Raw genomic sequence first — 20,419 nt, 5'->3', positions numbered from 1 at the left:
ATGACGATGCCATGGAAGTTAATTTGTAAACAAGAAGACTTGGTTGAAGGTGCTGGAGTCGCTGCTATGGTAAATGGCGAGCAAGTGGCGATTTTTTATATTCCTGAATCCGAGAATAAAGTATTTGCCATCGGAAATTGGGATCCTGTCGGCAAGGCGAATGTTTTGTCCCGAGGCCTAGTCGCCCATTTACAGGCGCAATGGGTAGTGGCCAGTCCTTTGTATAAGCAGCATTTCGTATTGTCATCGGGTCAATGTCTTGAAGAAACTGTTCAGGTGCCCCATTGGCCAGCCAAATTAGAAGACGGTAATGTATTTGTTGCGGCACACTAATCAAAAAGCGGCGCACCAAAATGATCTCTCTGCACTGTTTGAACGCTTCGTATCGCTGGTATTTTATAGCTTATTCGAAGAGAGTCAGTTGCAAGCCTAGCAAAGCTTAGTCATGGCCAGCTTAATGTGTTTTTTTAAAAGTTGGCTTACTAATTGCTTTATATAGATTACTGATGCACCGTAAACCGACGATGGCTTACACATAAAGCATACAGATATTACAAAAGGCAACGAGGCCCAATCACTTTTTTAGAAAAGTGATTGGGCCTTTTTTTGTTTTTAAAAAAGTGAAAAGCGCGAGGTAGGTCCATGATGACAACAATGAAGACAGCAGCCAGCGTAAAAACGACCTGTCCATATTGCGGTGTTGGTTGTGGTGTAAATTTGACTCTTCCACATTCGGCAAGCGAAGCCGTTCCTCCTGTGTCTGGTGATGAGGGCCATCCCGCGAATTTTGGTCGTTTGTGTGTGAAAGGCAGCAGTCTTGCACAAACGATCCAATCAGATGATCGTTTATTAACGCCCATGGTAGATGGTCAATCTGTCGCCTGGGGGGCAGCCATTGAAACAGTGAGCGCGAAAATTGCTCAAGTTGTAAGGGATCATGGCCCTGATGCCTTTGCTTTTTATCTTTCTGGGCAAATTTTGACAGAAGATTATTATGTTGCGAATAAACTGGCTAAGGGCTTTATTGGTACAGCCAACGTAGATACCAATTCTCGCTTGTGTATGGCGTCTGCTGTTGTCGGTTATAAACGTGCTTTTGGCTCGGACACTGTGCCTTGTAATTATGAAGATCTAGAGCTCTGCGATTTATTGATCATGGTTGGGTCGAACGCCGCATGGACACATCCGATTTTATATCAGCGCATTGCTGCTGCGAAAAAACAGCGGCCTAATATGAAAGTGGTGGTAATTGATCCAAGAGAAACGGCGACTTGTGATATTGCAGACCTGCATTTGGCAATTAAGCCTGGAAGCGACGCGGCGATTTTTTCCTTTTTATTAAGTGATTCTGTTCAGACTGGTATTTTGGATCAGGGCTTTGTTGCGAATCATACCAATGGATTTGAGGCTGCTTTAGTAGAGGCGAGAAAATCGACTCCGAGCTTATCTTATACCGCAGACTTTTGCGGGATCAGTGAGCAGAATCTAGCTTGTTTAGCTCGCTGGTGGCGCGACACAGCAAAGACGGTCACCTTTTATTCTCAAGGGGTGAATCAGTCTTCCTCTGGCGTTGATAAGTGCAATGCGATTATTAATTGTCATTTAGCCACGGGGCGAATTGGGAAAGAGGGAGCAGGGCCTTTTTCTATTACGGGTCAGCCTAATGCTATGGGTGGGCGGGAAGTGGGGGGATTGGCCAATCAATTGGCTGCTCATATGGATTTTTCCACACCGGGCGCTCAGGATTTGGTGCAACGCTTTTGGCAAGCGCCAAATATGGCCAGAGAAAATGGTTTGAAAGCCGTCGACTTATTTCAGGCCATGGAAGAAGGCAAAGTCAAAGTGGTGTGGATAATGTCGACTAATCCTATGGTGAGTTTGCCAGATACCGCTCAAGTCAGGCGCGCGCTGGAAAAATGTGAGTTAGTGATTGTTAGTGATTGCAAAGCGCATACGGACACAACCGCCATGGCGGATGTTTTATTTCCCGCCACAGGTTGGAGTGAAAAAGACGGTACGGTGACAAATTCAGAGCGTCGTATTTCTCGCCAACGAGGTTTATTGCCTGCACCAGGTGAAGCCAAGCATGATTGGTGGGCAATCTGTGAAGTCGCAAAAAGTTTGGGCTTTCAATCGGCTTTTTCTTATCAAAATGTCTATGAAATTTTTGCTGAGCATGCGGCTTTGTCGGCGTTCGAAAATAATGGCAGGCGTGATTTTGATATCGGCCATTTTAGCCTGATAAGTAAGGCTGAATATGATGCTTTGACACCAGTGCAATGGCCTGTACCAAAAGATCGACCAGAAGGCACCAAGCGCATGTTTGAAGGTGGGCGTTTTTTTACCCCAGACGGCCGAGCACGATTTGTTGCGATCACACCAAGTTTGCCGAAGTATCAAGCTTCACAAGAATGGCCTTTTACCTTAAATACCGGACGAGTACGCGATCAGTGGCATACCATGACAAGAACCGGAGATGCAGCCTCTTTGGCTAAGCATACCGCGCAACCTTATGTGGAAATTCATCCCAAGGATGCGAAACGTCTTGGTATTAAAGATAAAGCCTTAGTGCGTCTTACTTCACCGTACGGAGAGGCTTTGCTAAAAGCTAAAGTGAGTCGAGCGGTTGCACCAGATAATGTATTTGCACCTATTCACTGGACGCAGCAATTTGCCAATGCGTCTGTGGTATCAAATCTTATCCCGCAAGTGGTTGATCCCTTATCAGGTCAACCGGAATCGAAACATGCTCAGGTTCAGCTCGAAGTGGTTGGAAATATTTGTTATGGCTTGCTTGTTTCGGCAGTGCCGCTTGTTTTATCAGAGTGTCTGTATTGGTGCCAAGTACCTTCTGAGCAAGGTTTTCACTACGAAGTAGTTTGGCCCAATGGGCAAACACTAGCTTCTTTGAAGGCAATATATATAGAGCAGAGTAAAGGTTTGGCTGAAAGGGTTGAGTGGTTGGAATATTCGAACCCCGTTACGCAGCAAATTCGATTGGCCAAGTTGATGGATCAAAAACTTACTTTGCTTATGTATTTGCATCCTCAGCCTGAATCCGTCATGGCGGATTGGCTTATTTCTAAATTAGAGATAAACACGTCGTTATCATTACAAGATCGTTTAGCTATTCTGGTGGGCTCTCCCGCTAATATGGAAGATAAAGGAGAGATCGTTTGTTCTTGCTACCAAGTTGGTAGTAAGCAGATTGAAAAGGCGATTGCGTCTGGTATTTGTTCCGTCGATGAATTAGGGGGCAAGCTAAAATGCGGTACCAATTGTGGTTCTTGCCTTCCTGAATTAAAGCGCTTTATTCCCACTGTGGCGGAGTTATCGGTATGACTGGCAGAGCAACTATTAGAAGGGTAATTAGAACGGCCAATGATTTTACCCAATATGTAAAAATTTTAGGGCGAGGCAAAAAGGGCGCACGCAGTTTGACGGTGGAAGAGGCTGAACATGCCATGAGTTTGATGCTGTCTGGTAAGGTAGCGCCAGAACAGTCTGGTGCATTCTGGATGTTGATTCGAATTCGTGAAGAGACAGTAGAAGAAACTGTTGGTTTTACCAAGGCGACAAGAGACTATTTGTCGAAGAAAGAATCATTGGGAATTAAGGTTGATTTGGATTGGCCTGCTTATGCTGGTAAGCGCAATGAGTTGCCTTGGTTTTTACTGGCGGCGCTTGCACTCGTTAATACAGGGATCAAAATTGTGATGCATGGACATACATTTGAAGGGGAAAATCGGATGTATGTAGAGCATGCTATTAATCAATTGGGATTGGCTGTTTGTCATTCCAGAACTCAGTTAAAACAAGAGCTTGAAGTTAGGTGTTTTGCTTATATGCCGTTGGCTGAAGTAGATAAATCGTTAGGTGGCATGATGGATCTTAAATATGTATTGGGCTTGCGTTCTCCGGTGAATACCGTGGTGCGTATGATGAATCCATTTTCAGCTGATCATAGTGTGCATGGGGTGTTTCATCGTGGTTATGATCAGCTTCATCTTTCTGCTTGTGAGCAATTAGGTGATGCGTCGGTGTTGGTATTTCGTGGCGGCAATGGTGAAGCAGAAGTGAATCCTGAGCGAGATGTCACCTTGGGTAAGTGGCAAAATGGCGTAGCTAGTTGGTCTGATTGGCCAAAAGCTGAACAAGAACATAAGCGCTTAAAAGACAATTTGGATTTGTCGCGATTGACGGATCATTGGCGTGGAGATCAACTTGATCAATTTGGCGAGCAAGCAGTACGACAAACCATTGCGTCGGTGGCGGGACTTCTTTATGGTGTGACGTCACATGAGGAATGTCTTGTTTTAGCTGATGAAATTTGGTCAAAACGAGATACAGCGTATTTTGATCCGATTTTGTAGAAAGAGAATATAGCATGGCGTTTACATCATTGTCGGCTGCAGTGTTAGCGGGTGGAAAAGCAGAGCGAATGTCGCGTCAAGATAAAGGTTTGTTATTGTTTCAGAATGAACCTATGGCCTTGTTAGTTGGTCGGGCTTTGCAGCAGGTAGCGAATGTCGTTTTTATTAACGCTAATCGTAACCTTGAGCAGTATGAAAAGCTTGGCTATGACGTCGTTGCTGATGATTTAAGCCACCAAGGAAAAGGACCTTTGTCTGGTTTATTGACTTGTTTAGCTTTTGCGAAAACATCGCACCTAGTGATTTCTCCTTGTGATACGCCTCGTATTAGTGGTGCAGCGTTCGTGAAACTGGCAGCGGCCTGTCGATTATCACCAGAAAAAATTTATTACTTAAGTAATGCTGCTGATGCTCACCCTTTGCATGCCATTCTGCCTGTAGAGGCCACGCTTAATGCTTTAACGTTTTTTTTAGATGCGGAGCAAAGCCATAGTGTTTTGAGGTTTTATGAGGCGTTTGGCTGTCAATCGGTTATTTGGGAGGACGGTGCCGAGTTATTAAATGTTAATACGCCTAGCGAGTTGGCTTAAGCTCGGCTAATGCCGTTTTTTAAGACTGGCTCATCGATTCAATGTCTAAGTGATAAGATTCGCCATCTTCTTTGTGCTCTAATTTGACCAATAAGTAGTCAAATTTTGGTACAAACCAAAATGATGTTTTTTTGCCTTTTTCTAGGTTGTCGGTGCGGATAATTTTAATCGCAGAAACTCGACCCAGTTTGGTGTTGATTGTTTCCATTTTATCGCGTTTGAAACGCCAGTTTTTAATGTAACCGCCGTCTGCGATCTGATAGTCGAAATCATTTTTACCCATTTTTAGATCTTGTCTAACTTGCAGCTGTATAGACAGTTTATCTAATGTTCTTGGGTTGATTGAAAGGTTCCAGGGTTTGTCTTTTACATCGTTTTGGACAAGGTTGTTTTCCCAATCGAACGTAAGTATCGCACTTCTCTTTTTTCCTAGTGCTGAACTTTTGTATTCGTATTTTGTTGGAATGATTTGGTGGTTTTCAACGTAAAAAGTGGATGACTCATTAAGAGAGGCAATCATGCTGTCTGCAGTAAATACAAATCGCCATAAATTGTCTGATTTTTTGGAGAGGGTTTGTTTGCCTTCTACTTTTAGGCTAATGCCTTTTTTCCAGATAGTACTGTAAACAGCGGAATAAGGTTTGAGAAACGTATTTTGAGGGGTGGTTTCGGTGGCGCTTACCTTCATTGAGGAAAGAGAAAGTATGGGGATACTCATAAAAATGGCCATTAAAAACATTGGGGTTTTACGAGTTCTCATACTTTCTCCTACATCATGTTAGAGCTTTGTTATAAAGAATGCCGCTTTCAGGGAGGGCATTGTTATCAAAAAAAGCCGTTCCGTCATGGAATGTTAATCTTTCTTCACTGAACCATTTTACAGCCAATGGATAGATAATATGTTCTAAAGAGTGAACTTTACTAGCTAAAGTTTCTGCTGTTTCTGTATGTGTAATTTCCGTGCTTGCTTGAAGGATAACGGCACCAGCATCCAGTTCAGGGCTAACGAAATGTACCGAAACCCCATGCTCTTTTTCGTTGGCATCAATTGCGCGCTGATGTGTGTTCAAACCTTTGTATTTTGGAAGCAAAGAGGGGTGAATGTTTAGCATTCTACCTTCAAAATGTTTCGCAAAAGTTTCAGTTAAAATACGCATGAATCCAGCAAGAACGACCAACTTTGGTTGGTATTGATCGATAAGTGCTTGTAGCTTAGCATCGAATTCTTCACGGCTATCAAATGACTTATGGTTAAGAGTGTGCGTTGGTATACCCACCTCTTTAGCTCTTTCTAGGCCATAAGCTTCTGCTTTGTTACTAATAACAGCACAGATCTTGATATTAAGTAGTCCTTGCAAGCTTTGATCAATCAAAGCTTGCAAGTTGCTGCCGCTGCCAGAAATTAAGACAACGATAGGAAAACTCATGCCTGGGTCTCGAGATCAGAGATTAAGACATCTTTTCCACCATCACGAGGGCAAATGTCACCAATGATCCAAGCGTTTTCACCTTCAGCTTTTAGAATAGCAAGTGCTTCGTCTGCCTTTTCGGCATCAATAGAAAGTACCATGCCGACACCACAGTTTAAAACACGGTACATCTCTTCTTGCTCAACATTTCCTTGTTCTTGCAACCAATCGAACACAGCAGGGCGTTTCCAGCTTGTTGCATCAATACGAGCCGCAGCGTCTTCAGGAAGAACACGAGGAATATTTTCAAGTAAGCCGCCGCCAGTAATGTGAGCTAGGGCGTTTACAGAGATGGATTCCATCAACTTGAGGATAGACTTCACGTAAATGCGAGTTGGCTCCATAAGAGCGTCTTTTAATGGTACGCCATCGATATCTTGATTTAGGTCTGCTTTGCTGACTTCAAGAATCTTACGAATAAGTGAATAGCCGTTTGAGTGAGGACCTGAAGAACCCAAAGCAATCAATTTGTCGCCAGCTTTTACATTGCTGCCGTCAATGATGCTTTCTTCTTCAACAACGCCCACACAGAAGCCTGCTAGGTCGTAATCACCGTCATGGTACATACCCGGCATTTCAGCTGTTTCACCACCAACAAGCGCGCAGCCTGCTTGTAGACAGCCTTCGCCAATACCAGTTACTACGTTTGCAGCAACGTCAACGTCTAGCTTGCCTGTTGCATAGTAATCTAGGAATAATAGTGGCTCAGCACCGGCTACTACTAGATCGTTAACGCACATTGCAACTAGGTCGATACCAATGGTGTCATGCTGGTTAAGGTCCATCGCTAGACGAAGCTTAGTGCCAACACCATCGGTGCCAGAAACAAGAATAGGGTTTTTGTATTTTGTTGGAAGGCGTGTCAAAGCACCAAATCCACCCAGACCACCCATTACTTCAGGGCGACGAGTTTTTTTGCTTACGCCTTTAATACGTTCAACAAGTTGATTGCCAGCGTTGATATCAACGCCTGCGTCTTTATAGCTAATGGATGGTTTATCCGACTTGGTCATTGCCTATGCCTTATCATGGTACGAGGAAAAAAAAGGCATTTTAGCATAGTGGCGCATTAGGGCTATGGTTCTTTGCAATTAAGACAGTAGAATAGGCAAATAAACGAAGGAAGGGTTATGAATTCTCGTATATTTTTACTACTAATTAGTGTTTTTTGTATTTCGTCAGCCAATGCCGTCCCTATTCAGGGACTTTATAGTGCTGAAATTAAATTGCCAGTAACACAATCTGAGGCGCAGATGCTAAATGAAGCATTTGGTTTGGCTGCTGAAAATGTGTTGGTTAAAGTCTCTGGTGATAAAAATGCCATTACAGGTGAGCTTTTAGAGCAAGCTAAGAAGAAGGCACCAACTTGGGTTGCGCAGCACTCTGTGGCTTCACTTAGTGAGTTGCTACCTTCTGATGATGGATTGGTTCCTGGTAAACAGGTAAAGGTGACCTTTTATCAAGCATCAATTGATGGTTTTTTATCACAAAATAATCTGCCTGTTTGGGGGGATAATCGACCTTCGGTCTTAGTTTGGTTAGTGGACGAAAATAATGGTGTTAGGTCTTTATCTGGCTCAAAAGCGCCTTCTGAAGCACTGAACTTATTAGCTCAATCAGCCGGCGAAATTGGTGTGCCCGTTTATGCGCCTCTGCTTGATGAGGTTGATAAACGAAGTCTTGCAGCATCCGATGTGTGGGGGTTCTTTGAAGACAGCATACTAAACGCTAGTAAACGTTATCAGACTGACTCTGTTGCCGCCTTAAGGATTAGTGATTACGCAGGGCAAGTGAGTGGTAACTTGTTAGTGCTACTGAAAAATGGTGAAACAGAGCGATTTGTTTTGCGAGGTGAAAATCTTAACGACTTAATTGATCAGGCTAGCTCTGATTTGGCAAAAGTATTTTCTTCTCGTTACGCTTCGGTGCGTAACAATAGTTCTGCCAGTAAGGTTAACGTTCAAGTGGTGGGCGTAACCAATTACAGTATTATGAATAAAGTGCAGTCTTATTTTGAAAGTATCGGTGTCGTTCGCGACGTTATGTTGGTTCGAGTTGTTGGCAATAAAGTAGAGTTTTCTATTGAGATTGATGGTGATAAACAGAAATTATTTAACAGTATATCCCTAAGCCGATTGCTGATTAATGCGCCGTTAAATGCTTTGGACCCAGATGCAAACCGTGTTACGTCTTACCAATATAGTGGAGTAAATTAAATGACAGATCTATTGGATGAAAAAGTTATAGAGCGAGATTTTTTTGCTCGTCCAGTGGAGGAGCAAAGCGATTTCTTGGCGCAAACTTGGTGTAATCACTGCATGGAAGTGGATTTAGGCATGATTAACCCTAAGGAGTTTGAGAGTAAGGATAGGGTGTGGATAGAAGGTGATTGCGTTAAGTGTGGTAATTCGACTGTAACTGAAATAGTCGAAGAGGATGAAGAGTAGCGCTTAGCTTTTATTTGAATAAGTTTTAACCAATAAAAACGCGCCCTTAGGCGCGTTTTTTTGTAATGCATTATTTCAATGTATTACTTTTTAGTTGGGTAATCGCGCTCTGGCTTACCTACATACAGCTGGCGAGGACGACCAATTTTGTATGGTCCACTGATCATCTCATTCCAGTGAGAGATCCAGCCGATAGTGCGGGACATAGCAAAAATCACCGTAAACATACTGGTTGGGATGCCAATTGCTTTCATGATGATGCCAGAGTAGAAGTCCACGTTAGGGTAAAGTTTACGCTCAACGAAGTATGGGTCTTCTAGGGCAATTTGCTCAAGACGTTTTGCAATTTTTAGTAATGGGTCATTAGACTGGCCTAGTTCTTCCAATACTTGGTCGCAAGTTTCACGCATTACTTTGGCGCGTGGATCAAAGTTCTTGTAAACACGATGACCAAAGCCCATTAGTCGGAATGGGTCATTTTTGTCTTTTGCTTTTGCGATGTATTCATCGATGTTTTCAACATCACCGATTTCTTCAAGCATAGTCAACACAGCTTCGTTGGCACCACCATGAGCAGGCCCCCAAAGTGTTGCAATACCTGCTGCAATACAAGCGAATGGGTTTGCACCAGATGAGCCGGCTAAACGCACTGTAGAAGTTGATGCATTCTGTTCATGGTCCGCATGGAGAATAAAAATACGATCCATAGCTTTTGCAAAAACTGGGTTTACGACATAGTCTTCACATGGTGTGGCAAACATCATGTACAAAAAGTTCTCGGCATAAGATAGGTCGTTACGAGGGTACATAACGGGCTGATCTTTTGAGTACTTGTAGCAGATTGCCGCCAATGTTGGCATTTTAGAAATTAGACGGAATGCGGCAATTTCACGATGCTTAGGATTATTGATATCCATATGATCTTGGTAGAAAGCAGAGAGTGCACCAACTAGACCACACATGATTGCCATTGGGTGGGCGTCGTTTCGGAAGCCTTCAATGAACTTATGCATGGATTGGTTGACCATGGTGTGCTTACCAACCATTTTTTCAAAGTCTTCTTTTTCTGTTTTACTAGGAAGTTCCCCGTAAAGTAACAAATAGCATGTTTCTAGGTAGTCTGAATGCTCAGCAAGTTGAGCTATTGGGTAACCACGATGCAAAAGGATTCCTGCGTCGCCATCTATAAAGGTAATAGAGGACTCACAAGAGCCGGTAGACATAAACCCTGGATCGTATGTGAATACACCGTTGGCACCTAAGCCTCGAACGTCTATAACATCAGTGCCTAAAGTACCTGAAAGAACAGGAAGTTCGATAGTTTTATCGATCCCATCCACTTTGAGTGTCGCTTTTTTATCAGCCATTTATGGTCTCCTTCGTATTCCGGTTCGGAGCTAATTAGTTGTATGTTTGACACTAACTGGCTCAGAAGGTGCGCAAAAAATACTGTCTCTAGGCTATAAAAGTCAATCTTGTTCACTTTCACCCTATTTACATAATGCTGGGTTATCTTGTAATTATCTGACAGAAACGTAATATTGAATAAAGTCAAATTTTTAATAAAATCGACTTATCCAATTGAAAAATAAAGGGTTTATTTGTTTTTTTGAGTGTCAAAATATTGTAATTTTGTACCATTATTGTTTCGGCTTATGGTTACATTCATTTGATGAATGGCGACCATTAAAAACCTCTTGTTCAGTCTATTTGTCTTAATATTTTGGGGTGGTCTATAATTGCGCCTCAGACGATTTCATTGATTTGTTGATGCTAGTGGATAAAAGAAAGTCGCTTTTAAACATTTGTTTGCAAATCGATGAGATTTTCAAAGTAGGCCTATGACGTTGTTACCTTACTCTTTTTTAGGGTTTATGTAACCGCGTATAGACATTGGGTCGTGATTGACCATTCAATCGATAAAATGGTGTAAAAGTCGTGAATAAAAAGAGACCAGTCAACCTTGATATGTTAACCATATCTCAGCCAGTCACAGCAATAGTGTCAATTCTTCACCGTATAACAGGACTTATCCTTTTTGTAGGGTTGGCCTTCTTGTTTTATGCGTTTGATCTTTCTTTAGAGTCCCAAGAAGGATTTGATCAGGTAGTTAATGCATTACAAACTAACTTCCTTGTTCAATTTGTTATCTGGGGTGTCGTTTCTGCATTGATGTATCACTTCGTGGCAGGTGTTAAGCACTTGTTTATGGATATGGGATACTTTGAAGAATTGGAAAGCGGACGCAGTGCTGCAATCGCAAACATAGTCATTGCAGTTGTTCTAATCGTGTTAGCAGGAGTTTGGATATGGTAACTCAAATCACAAGTTTTGGTCGTTCAGGCTTATACGACTGGATGATGCAGCGTGTTTCTGCTGTTGTGTTGTCTTTATACACAATCTTTATTATCGGTTATTTGCTTCTTAATCCTGATCTTACATACGATCAGTGGAGTGCTTTATTTGAAGCCACTTGGATGCGCATCTTCAGCTTAATGGTGCTTTTGTCCATTGGTATGCACTCTTGGATCGGTTTGTGGTCCATTTCTACTGACTATATAAAACCAACTGGTGCTCGTTTCTTCTTTCAATCTCTATGCGGTCTTGTAATGTTTATTTACATCGTATGGGGTGTTCAGGTTCTTTGGGGGCTTTAAGTAATGGCAAATATTCGTACTATTTCTTTTGATGCCATTGTTATCGGTGGCGGTGGCGCAGGTATGCGCGCAGCGCTTCAGTTAACTGAATCTGGTTTAAATACCGCATGTGTTACGAAAGTATTTCCGACGCGTTCACATACAGTGTCTGCACAAGGTGGTATTACCTGTGCAATAGCAAGTGATGATCCGAATGATGATTGGCGCTGGCACATGTATGACACCGTAAAAGGGTCTGATTATATTGGTGACCAAGACGCTATTGAGTACATGTGTTCTGTAGGTCCTCAAGCTGTTTTTGAACTTGAGCACATGGGGTTACCATTCTCTCGTACAGAGCAAGGTCGTATTTACCAACGTCCATTCGGTGGACAGTCTAAAGACTTCGGTAAAGGCGGTCAGGCTGCGCGTACTTGTGCTGCTGCTGACCGTACAGGTCACGCTCTACTTCATACGCTGTATCAGGGTAACCTTAAAGGCGGCACGACATTCTTGAATGAATGGTATGCAACAGATCTTGTGAAAAACAGCGAAGGTGCGGTTGTCGGTGTTATTGCAATCTGTATCGAAGATGGTGAAACCGTTTACCTTAAAGCTAAGGCAACAGTTATCGCAACAGGCGGTGCTGGCCGTATTTACCAATCTACTACCAATGCTCACATCAATACAGGTGATGGCGTAGGTATGGCATTGCGTGCAGGTTTCCCAATGCAAGATATGGAGATGTGGCAATTTCACCCAACAGGTATCTACGGTGCTGGTACGCTTGTAACGGAAGGTTGTCGTGGTGAAGGTGGTTACCTAATTAATAAAGACGGTGAGCGCTTCATGGAGCGTTATGCTCCAAACGCAAAAGACCTTGCTGGTCGTGATGTTGTTGCTCGCTCAATGGTTCTTGAAATTTTGGAAGGCCGTGGATGTGGCCCTGATGGCGATCACGTACTGCTTAAATTGGACCACTTGGGTGAAGAAACGTTGAATAAACGTCTTCCAGGTATCCTTGAGCTTTCACGTACTTTTGCTCACGTCGATCCAGTTAAAGAACCTATTCCTGTTATCCCTACTTGTCACTACATGATGGGTGGTATTCCAACCAACATCGGCGGTCAAGCCATTAAAATTAACGAAGCGGGCGAAGATACTATTATCGATGGTCTTTACGCTTGTGGTGAAGCGGCTTGTGTGTCTGTACACGGTGCAAACCGCCTTGGTGGTAACTCGCTACTTGATTTGGTTGTATTTGGGCGTGCTGTTGGTATTCAAGTTAAAAAATCTTTGGATGAAGGTTTTGAATCTTTAGACGCAGACGATACTAATGTTGAGAAAGCATTGGTTCGCTTGAATCGTTTAAATAACTCGACTGGTGGTGAAAGTGTGGCTGCTGTCCGTGCCGACCTTCAGCGTGTGATGCAGCTTTATTTCGGTGTGTTCCGTGATGGTGAGGCAATGCAAAAAGGTTTGGCTCAACTTCAAGAAATTCGCACACGTGTTGAAAACTTGCACCTTGAAGATAAGAGTCAAGCTTTTAATACTGCACGTATTGAGGCTCTTGAGTTGGAAAACCTATTGGAAGTTGCTGAAGCGACTGCTATTCCTGCTGAATTCCGTAAGGAAAGCCGCGGTGCGCATGCGCGTAATGACTTTACTGAACGTGACGATAAAAACTGGTTGAAGCACTCTTTGTTCCATCCAGCAGATAAGAAAGTGACTAAGCGTGATGTAAACTTTGCGCCAAAAACTATGGAAGCTTTCCCACCTAAAATTCGTTCATACTAAGGAGTTGTGTCAATGTTAGTTAGTATTTATCGCTACAATCCTGAGAAGGACGACGCTCCTTATATGCAGGATTACGAGATTGATTTGCCAGCAGGTAAAGACCTAATGGTGCTTGATGTTTTAAACTTGTTGAAGGCTCAAGACCCTAGTATTTCTTACCGCCGCTCATGCCGTGAAGGTGTATGTGGTTCTGATGGTATGAATATGTCAGGCAAAAACGGCTTGGCTTGCATTACGCCAGTTTCAGAAGCAGTTAAAAAAGGTAAGTTGGTGCTGCGTCCACTTCCTGGTTTGCCAGTGGTTCGTGATCTTGTTGTTGATATGGGGCAATTTTATAAACAGTATGAGAAGATTCGCCCATTCTTGATTAACGATGCGCCTGCACCAGCAATTGAACGCTTGCAAAGCCCTGAAGAGCGTGAAAAGCTTGATGGTCTTTACGAATGTATCTTGTGTGCTTGTTGTTCAACAGCTTGTCCTTCTTTCTGGTGGAATCCAGATAAGTTTGTTGGCCCATCTGGTTTGTTGCAAGCTTATCGTTTCTTGGCAGATAGTCGTGATACGGCAACCCAAGAACGCCTTAGCGATTTAGATGATCCATTCAGTGTCTTCCGTTGCCACGGTATCATGAACTGTGTAAACGTTTGTCCGAAAGGGTTAAATCCTACTAAGGCAATTGGTAATATTCGTACTATGCTTTTGCAGAGAGCGACCTAATAATGCTCCGAGTGATCCGTTGTGGTATGTTGATGTGATCACCGAAAGTAGGCGGCTTGAATGTTGATTCAATGCCGCCATTTTTGCATATTCTAATATAGAGAATGCAACGAAAAGAATTTAAAATTCGATCTTTACGAGCAGGGATGTACAAAGAAAAACCACTAACTTAGTGATTAAGGATTCAGAGGGTTTTGTTTTATTAAAATGAAGCTTTCTTAGTGGTTTAGTATTGAACGTAAAAGGGCGAAAGTAGCTGGAAATAAACAAAAAATCGAGGCTTTAATAGCCTTACGGGCCTGATAAAATGATCGATCTTAATATAGATTGATACCGGGACCCCGGTAGCTGGCTCGAACATAAGGGTGATCGAGAATGCACGAAAGTTTAATGGAGTTGCTGTGGAGCACCTCTCATTTTTCAGGTGGAAACTTGGAATATGTTGAAGGGTTGTTTGAAAGCTACCTCGTCGATCCGAACTCTGTGTCGGAAGAATGGCGTAAATGTTTTGATCAATTGCCTCGCGTAAGTGAAGCGCAATCAACTGATCTTCCTCATTCAGTGATTCAAGAACAGTTTTTGCAAATCGGCAAGAATAAGTTCCGTTCAATGCCTGTTTCTACGGGTGTGGTAGCTAGTTCTGCACATGAGCAAAAACAAATTAATGTTTTGCAGTTGATTAATGCTTACCGCGTACGTGGGCATCAACATGCGACACTTGATCCACTTGGATTACAAAAACGAGAAAAAGTAGCTGACCTAGATATTGGTTATCACCAATTAACAGGTGCAGACTTAGATACCTCATTCAATGTAGGTTCTTTGTTCTTTAATAAAGAGTCTTTGAAATTAAGTGAGATTGTATCTGAGCTTGAAAAAACCTATTGCGGTAGCATTGGTTATGAATTTATGCACATTGTTGATACGCAAGAAAAAGCGTGGCTTCAAAAGCGTGTAGAGTCTGTTCGCTCTCGTCCAGAATACTCACAAGAAACTCGTGAAAACCTACTTGAGCGTTTAACTGCTGCAGAAGGTTTGGAAAAGTATCTTGCTAGCCGTTACCCAGGCGCAAAACGTTTCGGCCTTGAAGGTGGCGAAAGCTTAATTCCTATGGTGAATGAGTTGATTCAACGTTCTGGCGCACTCGGTGCGAAAGAAGTTGTGATCGGTATGGCTCACCGTGGTCGTCTAAACGTACTAGTTAATACGCTAGGTAAAAACCCGAAGGACTTGTTTGATGAGTTTGAAGGTAAGAAGCTTGTTAATACTTCGGGCGACGTTAAGTACCACCAAGGTTTCTCTTCTAATGTGATGACGGCGGGTGGGGAAGTTCATATTGCTCTTTCTTTTAACCCATCGCATTTGGAAATTGTTTCTCCTGTTGTTGAAGGTTCCGTGCGTGCTCGCCAAGATCGCCGTAAAGATACAACAGGTAAAACGGTTGTTCCGATTTCGATTCACGGTGATGCGGCTTTTGCTGGTCAAGGTGTGGTTATGGAGACATTCCAGATGTCCCAAACTCGCGCTTATCGTACTGGCGGTACCGTACATATTGTTATCAACAACCAAGTTGGTTTTACTACCAATCGTCAAGAAGATTCACGCTCTACTGAATATGCGACTGATGTTGCTAAAATCATTCAAGCGCCTATCTTTCACGTTAATGGCGATGATCCAGAAGCTGTATTGTTTGTTACTCAGCTAGCATTGGATTACCGTTATGAATTCGGCCGTGATGTTGTGATTGACATGGTTTGTTACCGTCGTCGTGGTCATAACGAAACGGATGAGCCTTCTGGTACTCAGCCACTGATGTACAGCGTTATTAGCAATTTGAAGACGACTCGTACTCTTTACTCTGAGCGTTTGATTGCTGAATCTGTCGTTACCCAAGAAAAATCAGATCAGATGGTCAGCGAAAACCGTGAAGATTTGGATAATGCTCGTCATGTTGCGAAGAGTCTTGTTCTTGAATCTCAAACTGGTTCATTTGTCGACTGGAAACCTTATCTTGGTGTTGAATGGACTGATGCTGGTGATACCACATATCCATTGGCTAAATTACAGGAAGTCGCTCGCAAACTAACGACTGTTCCTGATGGTGTTGTGATTCAGCGCCAAGTTCAGAAGATTTACCAAGATCGCGACAAGATGACAGCAGGTGCTCTACCTCTAAACTGGGGTTACGCAGAAACATTGGCGTTTGCTACCTTGCTTGAGCAGGATTACCCGATTCGTATTACAGGTCAGGATTCTGGTCGTGGTACTTTCTCACATCGTCATGCGGTCATTCATAGCCAAAAAGATGGTAGTACTTATATTCCGCTGAAACATTTGTCTGAAGATCAGCCTACGTTGGATCTGTACGACTCTTATCTTTCAGAAGAAGCGGTATTGGCTTTTGAATATGGTTATGCAAGTACTTCACCGAAAGGTTTAGTTATTTGGGAAGCGCAGTTTGGTGACTTTGCTAACGGTGCGCAAGTTGTAATTGACCAATTTATCACCAGTGGTGAGCACAAGTGGGGTCGCCTATGTGGTTTGACCATGCTGTTGCCGCACGGTTATGAAGGTCAGGGACCTGAGCATTCATCAGCACGACTAGAGCGCTTCTTGCAGCTTTGTGCTGAATATAATATTCAGGTTTGTGTGCCAACAACACCGTCACAAATTTTCCATATTATTCGTCGTCAAGCGATTCGTCCTATGCGTCGTCCGCTTATCATCATGTCTCCGAAGAGTTTGCTACGTCATAAGCAGGCGATTTCGACACTAGAAGAGTTGGCGGAAGGAAGTTTCAAAACGGTACTGCCGGAATCATCTGAAACTGTCACTGCGGATAAAGTAAAACGTATTGTCCTGTGTAGCGGTAAGGTTTATTTCGACTTAATTAACCGTCGTGAAGAACTGCAAAAAGATGATGTTGCTGTAATACGTGTTGAGCAATTGTATCCGTTCCCATACGCAGATTTAGAGTCTGAGTTAGAACAGTACAAAAATGTTGAGAGCTTGGTATGGTGTCAAGAAGAGCCGAAAAACCAAGGTGCTTGGCATGCCAATCGTCACCGTATGAATCGAGTATTGGAAAAACTGTATCCTGAATTAAAAATCCGCTTTGCAGGTCGAATTTCGTCTGCTGCACCAGCGGCTGGTTACATGTCTATCCATGTTGAAGAACAAGAAGCGCTGGTCAACGACGCATTAGTTGGTTAGTACCATAGCCTGTCAAAGAGATAAGGGTATAAAATGAGCATTGAAATTAAAGCACCTACTTTTCCAGAATCTGTAGCAGACGGCACCGTTGCTACTTGGTACAAACAGCCAGGCGAAGCCTGTGCACGTGATGAGCATATTGTAGACATCGAGACTGATAAAGTTGTCTTGGAAGTTGTTGCTCCTGCTGATGGTGTGTTGAAAGAAATCCTAAAAGGTGAAGGCGACACTGTATTAAGTGACGAAGTATTGGCGATTTTTGAATCTGGAGCTTCGGCTTCTGAAGCGCCTGCTGAAAAAGCGGATGCTCCAGCTGAAAAGTCTGCAGCACCAGCTGCGGCTTCTTCAAAAGAAACGGTTCAGATTAAAACGCCAAGTTTCCCAGAATCAGTTGCCGATGGTACGGTTGCTACTTGGTACAAACAGCCAGGTGAAGCCTGTACTCGTGATGATCATATTGTCGATATCGAAACAGATAAAGTGGTTCTAGAAGTGGTTGCACCAGCTGATGGTGTGATTGGCGAAATCTTGAAAAACGAAGGCGATACCGTTCTTAGTGATGAGGTTCTAGCTAACTTCTTGGTTGGTGCTTCTGGTTCAGAAGCAGCACCTGCACAAGCTGAGTCTACTTCCGCTACAGAAGGTGATGAAGATGGTGTTGCAGGCCCTGCTGCTCGCAAAGCGCTTTCTGAAGCTGGCCTAACTGTTTCTCAAGTTAAGGGAACAGGCAAAGGTGGTCGCATCACTAAGGAAGACGTCGATGCGGCTGTTAAAGCAAAATCATCTGCTCCAGCTGCTGCTCCTGCTAAAGCCGCTTCTTCACCAGCTCCTAAGGCTGCTGCAGCGCCAATGGCTGCGTTAGGTGCAGATGGTCGCGTTGAAAAACGTGTTCCAATGACTCGTCTTCGCGCGACCATTGCTAAGCGCTTGGTAGAAGCTCAGCAGACAGCAGCTCTACTGACGACTTACAACGAAGTTAACATGGGTCCAATCATGGAGCTTCGTAAGAAATACAAAGATGAGTTTATCAAAGCTCATAACGGTACTAAGCTTGGTTTCATGTCTTTCTTCGTGAAAGCGGCAACTGAAGCACTTAAGCGCTTCCCAGCAGTAAACGCATCAATCGATGGTAATGATATGGTTTACCATGGCTACCAAGATATCGGTGTTGCTGTTTCTACTGATCGTGGTTTGATGGTTCCTGTTCTTCGTAACACTGAAGCAATGGGTCTAGCGGATATCGAGTCTGCAATCATGGATTTCGCACTTCGTGGCCGTGATGGCAAATTAGGTATGGATGACATGCAAGGCGGTACATTCACTATTACTAATGGTGGTACTTTCGGTTCTTTGCTATCTACGCCAATTATCAATCCACCACAAACAGGTATCTTGGGTATGCACAAAATCCAAGAGCGCCCAATGGCTGTTAATGGTCAAGTTGTAATTCAGCCAATGATGTATTTGGCCTTGTCTTATGACCACCGTATGATTGACGGCAAAGAAGCCGTACAATTTTTGGTAACAATCAAAGATTTGCTTGAAGACCCAGCGCGTCTTTTGCTTGAAATCTAAGTATTCGTACCAACTATTTTGTATGAATTGAATACTGGGTGGCACTGTATGTGCTGCTCAGTTTGACTGAATAATGGGACCTCTTATGTCTGATAAATTTGATGTTGTTGTAATTGGTGGCGGACCTGGCGGTTACGTAGCCGCTATCCGAGCTGCTCAGTTAGGTTTGAAAACAGCCTGTATCGAAAAATGGTTAGACAAAGACAACAAGCCTCGCCTTGGCGGTACTTGTTTGAACGTTGGCTGTATTCCTTCTAAAGCATTGCTAGACTCTTCTCAAAAATACCATGATGCAAAAGACACTTTTGGTGTGCACGGTATTAGCATGAAAGACGTTGCTATGAACGTTGATACTATGGTTGATCGTAAAGATAAAATCGTAGATCAATTGACTGGTGGTATCACTGGTTTGTTCAAAGCAAATGGCGTAACTAGCTTTGAAGGTTTCGGTAAAGTTCTAGCGAATAAAAAAGTAGAATTTACTGCACATGACGGCACTGTGACTGTTATTGAAACTGAAAACGTAATCCTAGCGACAGGTTCTGTGCCAGTTAACATTCCACCTGCGCCACGCACTGGTGATATCATCGTTGATAACGAAGGTGCACTTGATTTCCGCGTAGTACCAAAACGTCTTGGCGTTATCGGTGCTGGTGTTATCGGTCTAGAGCTTGGTTCTGTATGGGCTCGTCTAGGTTCTGAGGTTGTTGTTCTTGAGGCTCAAGATTCTTTCTTAAGCCTTTGTGATCAAGATCTTGCGAAAGAAGCGGCTAAAATCTTCAAAAAACAGGACCTAGATATTCGTCTTGGTGCTCGTGTAACTGGTAGCCAAATCAATGGTGAAGAAGTTGAAGTTACATACCTTGATGCAAAGGGTGAAGAGCAAAAGCAAACATTCGACAAATTGATTGTTGCTGTTGGTCGTAAGCCATTCACTCAAGGTTGTTTCTCTGAAGATTCTGGCGTGAAGCTAGATGAGCGTGGTTTTGTCTTTGTTGACGAGCAGTGCCGTACTTCTGTACCAGGCGTTTTCGCTATTGGTGATATCGTTCGTGGCCCAATGTTGGCTCATAAAGCGTCAGAAGAAGGTGTGATGGTTGCAGATATTATTGCTGGCCATAAAGCACAAATGAATTATGACTGCATTCCTTCCGTTATTTATACTCACCCAGAACTAGCTTGGGTTGGTAAAAATGAGCAAGAGCTAAAAGCAGAAGGTGTTAAGTTTAAAGTGGGTAAATTCCCATTTGCAGCGTCTGGTCGTGCAATGGCGGCGAATGACACTGATGGTTTCGTTAAGATCATTGCTTGTGAAGAAACTGACCGTATTTTAGGTTGCCATATTATTGGTGGTCATGCGGCTGATTTGATCGCACAAGCGGTTATTGCAATGGAATTCGGTTCTACAGCAGAAGATATTGCTTTGACTGTCTTTGCTCACCCAACAGTAAGTGAAGCAGTACATGAAGCGGCGCTAGCGGTAGATAACCACGCGATCCATATCGCAAACCGTAAAAAGCGTTAATAAATTAGATTTGCCGGCTTCGAGCCGGCAATTTCTGTCTTAACGGGCAGAGCTTATGTCAACCATTCAGATGAGCG

At 43.2% G+C, this 20,419-nt stretch carries 17 protein-coding genes; 13 read left to right on the top strand and 4 right to left on the bottom strand.

Annotation, left to right across the window (positions count from 1 at the left end; all coding sequences use genetic code 11):
* The 4 genes from nirD (at position 1) to AC2A4J_RS11955 (ending at position 4,963) form a co-directional block, all read left to right on the top strand.
* Positions 1-333 carry a nitrite reductase small subunit NirD gene (gene nirD / locus AC2A4J_RS11970; protein ID WP_255828637.1) on the top strand — a complete coding sequence of 111 codons (333 nt, stop codon included), beginning with the start codon at positions 1-3 and terminating at the stop codon, positions 331-333.
* 309 nt (positions 334-642) lie between these two features.
* Positions 643-3,342 carry a nitrate reductase gene (locus AC2A4J_RS11965; protein ID WP_484176169.1) on the top strand — a complete coding sequence of 900 codons (2,700 nt, stop codon included), beginning with the start codon at positions 643-645 and terminating at the stop codon, positions 3,340-3,342.
* Positions 3,339-4,373, top strand: a complete 1,035-nt coding sequence (locus AC2A4J_RS11960; RefSeq protein WP_484176168.1) for a glycosyl transferase family protein — start codon at positions 3,339-3,341, stop codon at positions 4,371-4,373. The genes AC2A4J_RS11965 and AC2A4J_RS11960 overlap by 4 nt, the downstream gene beginning before the upstream one ends.
* Before the next feature lie 14 nt (positions 4,374-4,387).
* Positions 4,388-4,963, top strand: coding sequence for an NTP transferase domain-containing protein (locus AC2A4J_RS11955; RefSeq protein ID WP_484176167.1), 576 nt, complete (start codon positions 4,388-4,390; stop codon positions 4,961-4,963).
* Between the two features lie 19 nt (positions 4,964-4,982).
* Here the strand turns inward: AC2A4J_RS11955 and AC2A4J_RS11950 are convergent, their stop codons facing one another.
* The 3 genes from AC2A4J_RS11950 to purM are packed head-to-tail and all read right to left on the bottom strand — an operon-like array spanning position 4,983 to position 7,445.
* A complete protein-coding gene (locus AC2A4J_RS11950) occupies positions 4,983-5,723 on the bottom strand; it encodes a DUF3108 domain-containing protein (protein WP_484176166.1) in 741 nt (246 codons plus the stop codon).
* A gap of 13 nt (positions 5,724-5,736) precedes the next feature.
* Positions 5,737-6,390: a phosphoribosylglycinamide formyltransferase gene (gene purN / locus AC2A4J_RS11945; protein WP_484176165.1), complete on the bottom strand. Its 654-nt coding sequence runs from the start codon at positions 6,388-6,390 to the stop codon at positions 5,737-5,739.
* Positions 6,387-7,445, bottom strand: coding sequence for a phosphoribosylformylglycinamidine cyclo-ligase (gene purM / locus AC2A4J_RS11940; RefSeq protein ID WP_484176164.1), 1,059 nt, complete (start codon positions 7,443-7,445; stop codon positions 6,387-6,389). Before purM ends, purN begins: the two co-directional genes overlap by 4 nt.
* 117 nt (positions 7,446-7,562) lie before the next feature.
* On the opposite strand from purM, the gene AC2A4J_RS11935 reads away from it, so the two are divergent.
* Entirely contained in the window at positions 7,563-8,648 is a 1,086-nt protein-coding gene (locus AC2A4J_RS11935; protein ID WP_484176163.1) for a DUF2066 domain-containing protein, read from the top strand.
* Positions 8,649-8,879, top strand: coding sequence for a hypothetical protein (locus AC2A4J_RS11930; protein WP_484176162.1), 231 nt, complete (start codon positions 8,649-8,651; stop codon positions 8,877-8,879).
* A gap of 83 nt (positions 8,880-8,962) precedes the next feature.
* Here the strand turns inward: AC2A4J_RS11930 and gltA are convergent, their stop codons facing one another.
* Positions 8,963-10,246, bottom strand: coding sequence for a citrate synthase (gltA, locus tag AC2A4J_RS11925; RefSeq protein ID WP_484176161.1), 1,284 nt, complete (start codon positions 10,244-10,246; stop codon positions 8,963-8,965).
* Between the two features lie 571 nt (positions 10,247-10,817).
* Here gltA and sdhC point away from each other — a divergent pair.
* The 7 genes from sdhC to lpdA all read left to right on the top strand — a co-directional run bounded on the left by sdhC (position 10,818) and on the right by lpdA (position 20,342).
* Positions 10,818-11,195 carry a succinate dehydrogenase, cytochrome b556 subunit gene (gene sdhC, locus AC2A4J_RS11920; RefSeq protein WP_484176160.1) on the top strand — a complete coding sequence of 126 codons (378 nt, stop codon included), beginning with the start codon at positions 10,818-10,820 and terminating at the stop codon, positions 11,193-11,195.
* Positions 11,189-11,536 carry a succinate dehydrogenase, hydrophobic membrane anchor protein gene (sdhD, locus tag AC2A4J_RS11915; RefSeq protein WP_484176159.1) on the top strand — a complete coding sequence of 116 codons (348 nt, stop codon included), beginning with the start codon at positions 11,189-11,191 and terminating at the stop codon, positions 11,534-11,536. Before sdhC ends, sdhD begins: the two co-directional genes overlap by 7 nt.
* A 3-nt stretch (positions 11,537-11,539) precedes the next feature.
* Complete coding sequence (gene sdhA / locus AC2A4J_RS11910; protein WP_484176158.1) at positions 11,540-13,312, top strand: succinate dehydrogenase flavoprotein subunit; 1,773 nt, start codon at positions 11,540-11,542, stop codon at positions 13,310-13,312.
* Between the two features lie 12 nt (positions 13,313-13,324).
* The gene (locus AC2A4J_RS11905) at positions 13,325-14,029 is read left to right on the top strand and encodes a succinate dehydrogenase iron-sulfur subunit (protein WP_255828650.1); all 705 of its coding nucleotides are present in this window, start codon (positions 13,325-13,327) and stop codon (positions 14,027-14,029) included.
* Positions 14,030-14,404: 375 nt separating this feature from the next.
* Positions 14,405-17,242 carry a 2-oxoglutarate dehydrogenase E1 component gene (locus AC2A4J_RS11900; protein WP_484176157.1) on the top strand — a complete coding sequence of 946 codons (2,838 nt, stop codon included), beginning with the start codon at positions 14,405-14,407 and terminating at the stop codon, positions 17,240-17,242.
* Between the two features lie 33 nt (positions 17,243-17,275).
* Positions 17,276-18,817: a 2-oxoglutarate dehydrogenase complex dihydrolipoyllysine-residue succinyltransferase gene (gene odhB / locus AC2A4J_RS11895; protein ID WP_484176156.1), complete on the top strand. Its 1,542-nt coding sequence runs from the start codon at positions 17,276-17,278 to the stop codon at positions 18,815-18,817.
* A gap of 85 nt (positions 18,818-18,902) precedes the next feature.
* Positions 18,903-20,342: a dihydrolipoyl dehydrogenase gene (gene lpdA, locus AC2A4J_RS11890; RefSeq protein WP_255828653.1), complete on the top strand. Its 1,440-nt coding sequence runs from the start codon at positions 18,903-18,905 to the stop codon at positions 20,340-20,342.
* Positions 20,343-20,419: the final 77 nt, after the last annotated feature.

Source organism: Marinomonas sp. ATLA20, from assembly GCF_057180105.1.
This window is presented reverse-complemented; position numbering and strand designations above follow the sequence as displayed.

Bases quoted from the DNA above. Each gene is read 5' to 3' on its own strand.
- AC2A4J_RS11930 (WP_484176162.1), top strand. From the start codon at position 8,649: ATGACAGATCTATTGGATGAAAAAGTTATAGAGCGAGATTTTTTTGCT.
- lpdA (WP_255828653.1), top strand. From the start codon at position 18,903: ATGTCTGATAAATTTGATGTTGTTGTAATTGGTGGCGGACCTGGCGGT.
- AC2A4J_RS11965 (WP_484176169.1), top strand. From the start codon at position 643: ATGATGACAACAATGAAGACAGCAGCCAGCGTAAAAACGACCTGTCCA.
- AC2A4J_RS11905 (WP_255828650.1), top strand. From the start codon at position 13,325: ATGTTAGTTAGTATTTATCGCTACAATCCTGAGAAGGACGACGCTCCT.
- gltA (WP_484176161.1), bottom strand. From the start codon at position 10,246: ATGGCTGATAAAAAAGCGACACTCAAAGTGGATGGGATCGATAAAACT.
- AC2A4J_RS11955 (WP_484176167.1), top strand. From the start codon at position 4,388: ATGGCGTTTACATCATTGTCGGCTGCAGTGTTAGCGGGTGGAAAAGCA.
- odhB (WP_484176156.1), top strand. From the start codon at position 17,276: ATGAGCATTGAAATTAAAGCACCTACTTTTCCAGAATCTGTAGCAGAC.
- AC2A4J_RS11950 (WP_484176166.1), bottom strand. From the start codon at position 5,723: ATGAGAACTCGTAAAACCCCAATGTTTTTAATGGCCATTTTTATGAGT.
- sdhD (WP_484176159.1), top strand. From the start codon at position 11,189: ATGGTAACTCAAATCACAAGTTTTGGTCGTTCAGGCTTATACGACTGG.
- sdhA (WP_484176158.1), top strand. From the start codon at position 11,540: ATGGCAAATATTCGTACTATTTCTTTTGATGCCATTGTTATCGGTGGC.
- AC2A4J_RS11960 (WP_484176168.1), top strand. From the start codon at position 3,339: ATGACTGGCAGAGCAACTATTAGAAGGGTAATTAGAACGGCCAATGAT.
- purN (WP_484176165.1), bottom strand. From the start codon at position 6,390: ATGAGTTTTCCTATCGTTGTCTTAATTTCTGGCAGCGGCAGCAACTTG.
- purM (WP_484176164.1), bottom strand. From the start codon at position 7,445: ATGACCAAGTCGGATAAACCATCCATTAGCTATAAAGACGCAGGCGTT.
- AC2A4J_RS11935 (WP_484176163.1), top strand. From the start codon at position 7,563: ATGAATTCTCGTATATTTTTACTACTAATTAGTGTTTTTTGTATTTCG.
- nirD (WP_255828637.1), top strand. From the start codon at position 1: ATGACGATGCCATGGAAGTTAATTTGTAAACAAGAAGACTTGGTTGAA.
- AC2A4J_RS11900 (WP_484176157.1), top strand. From the start codon at position 14,405: ATGCACGAAAGTTTAATGGAGTTGCTGTGGAGCACCTCTCATTTTTCA.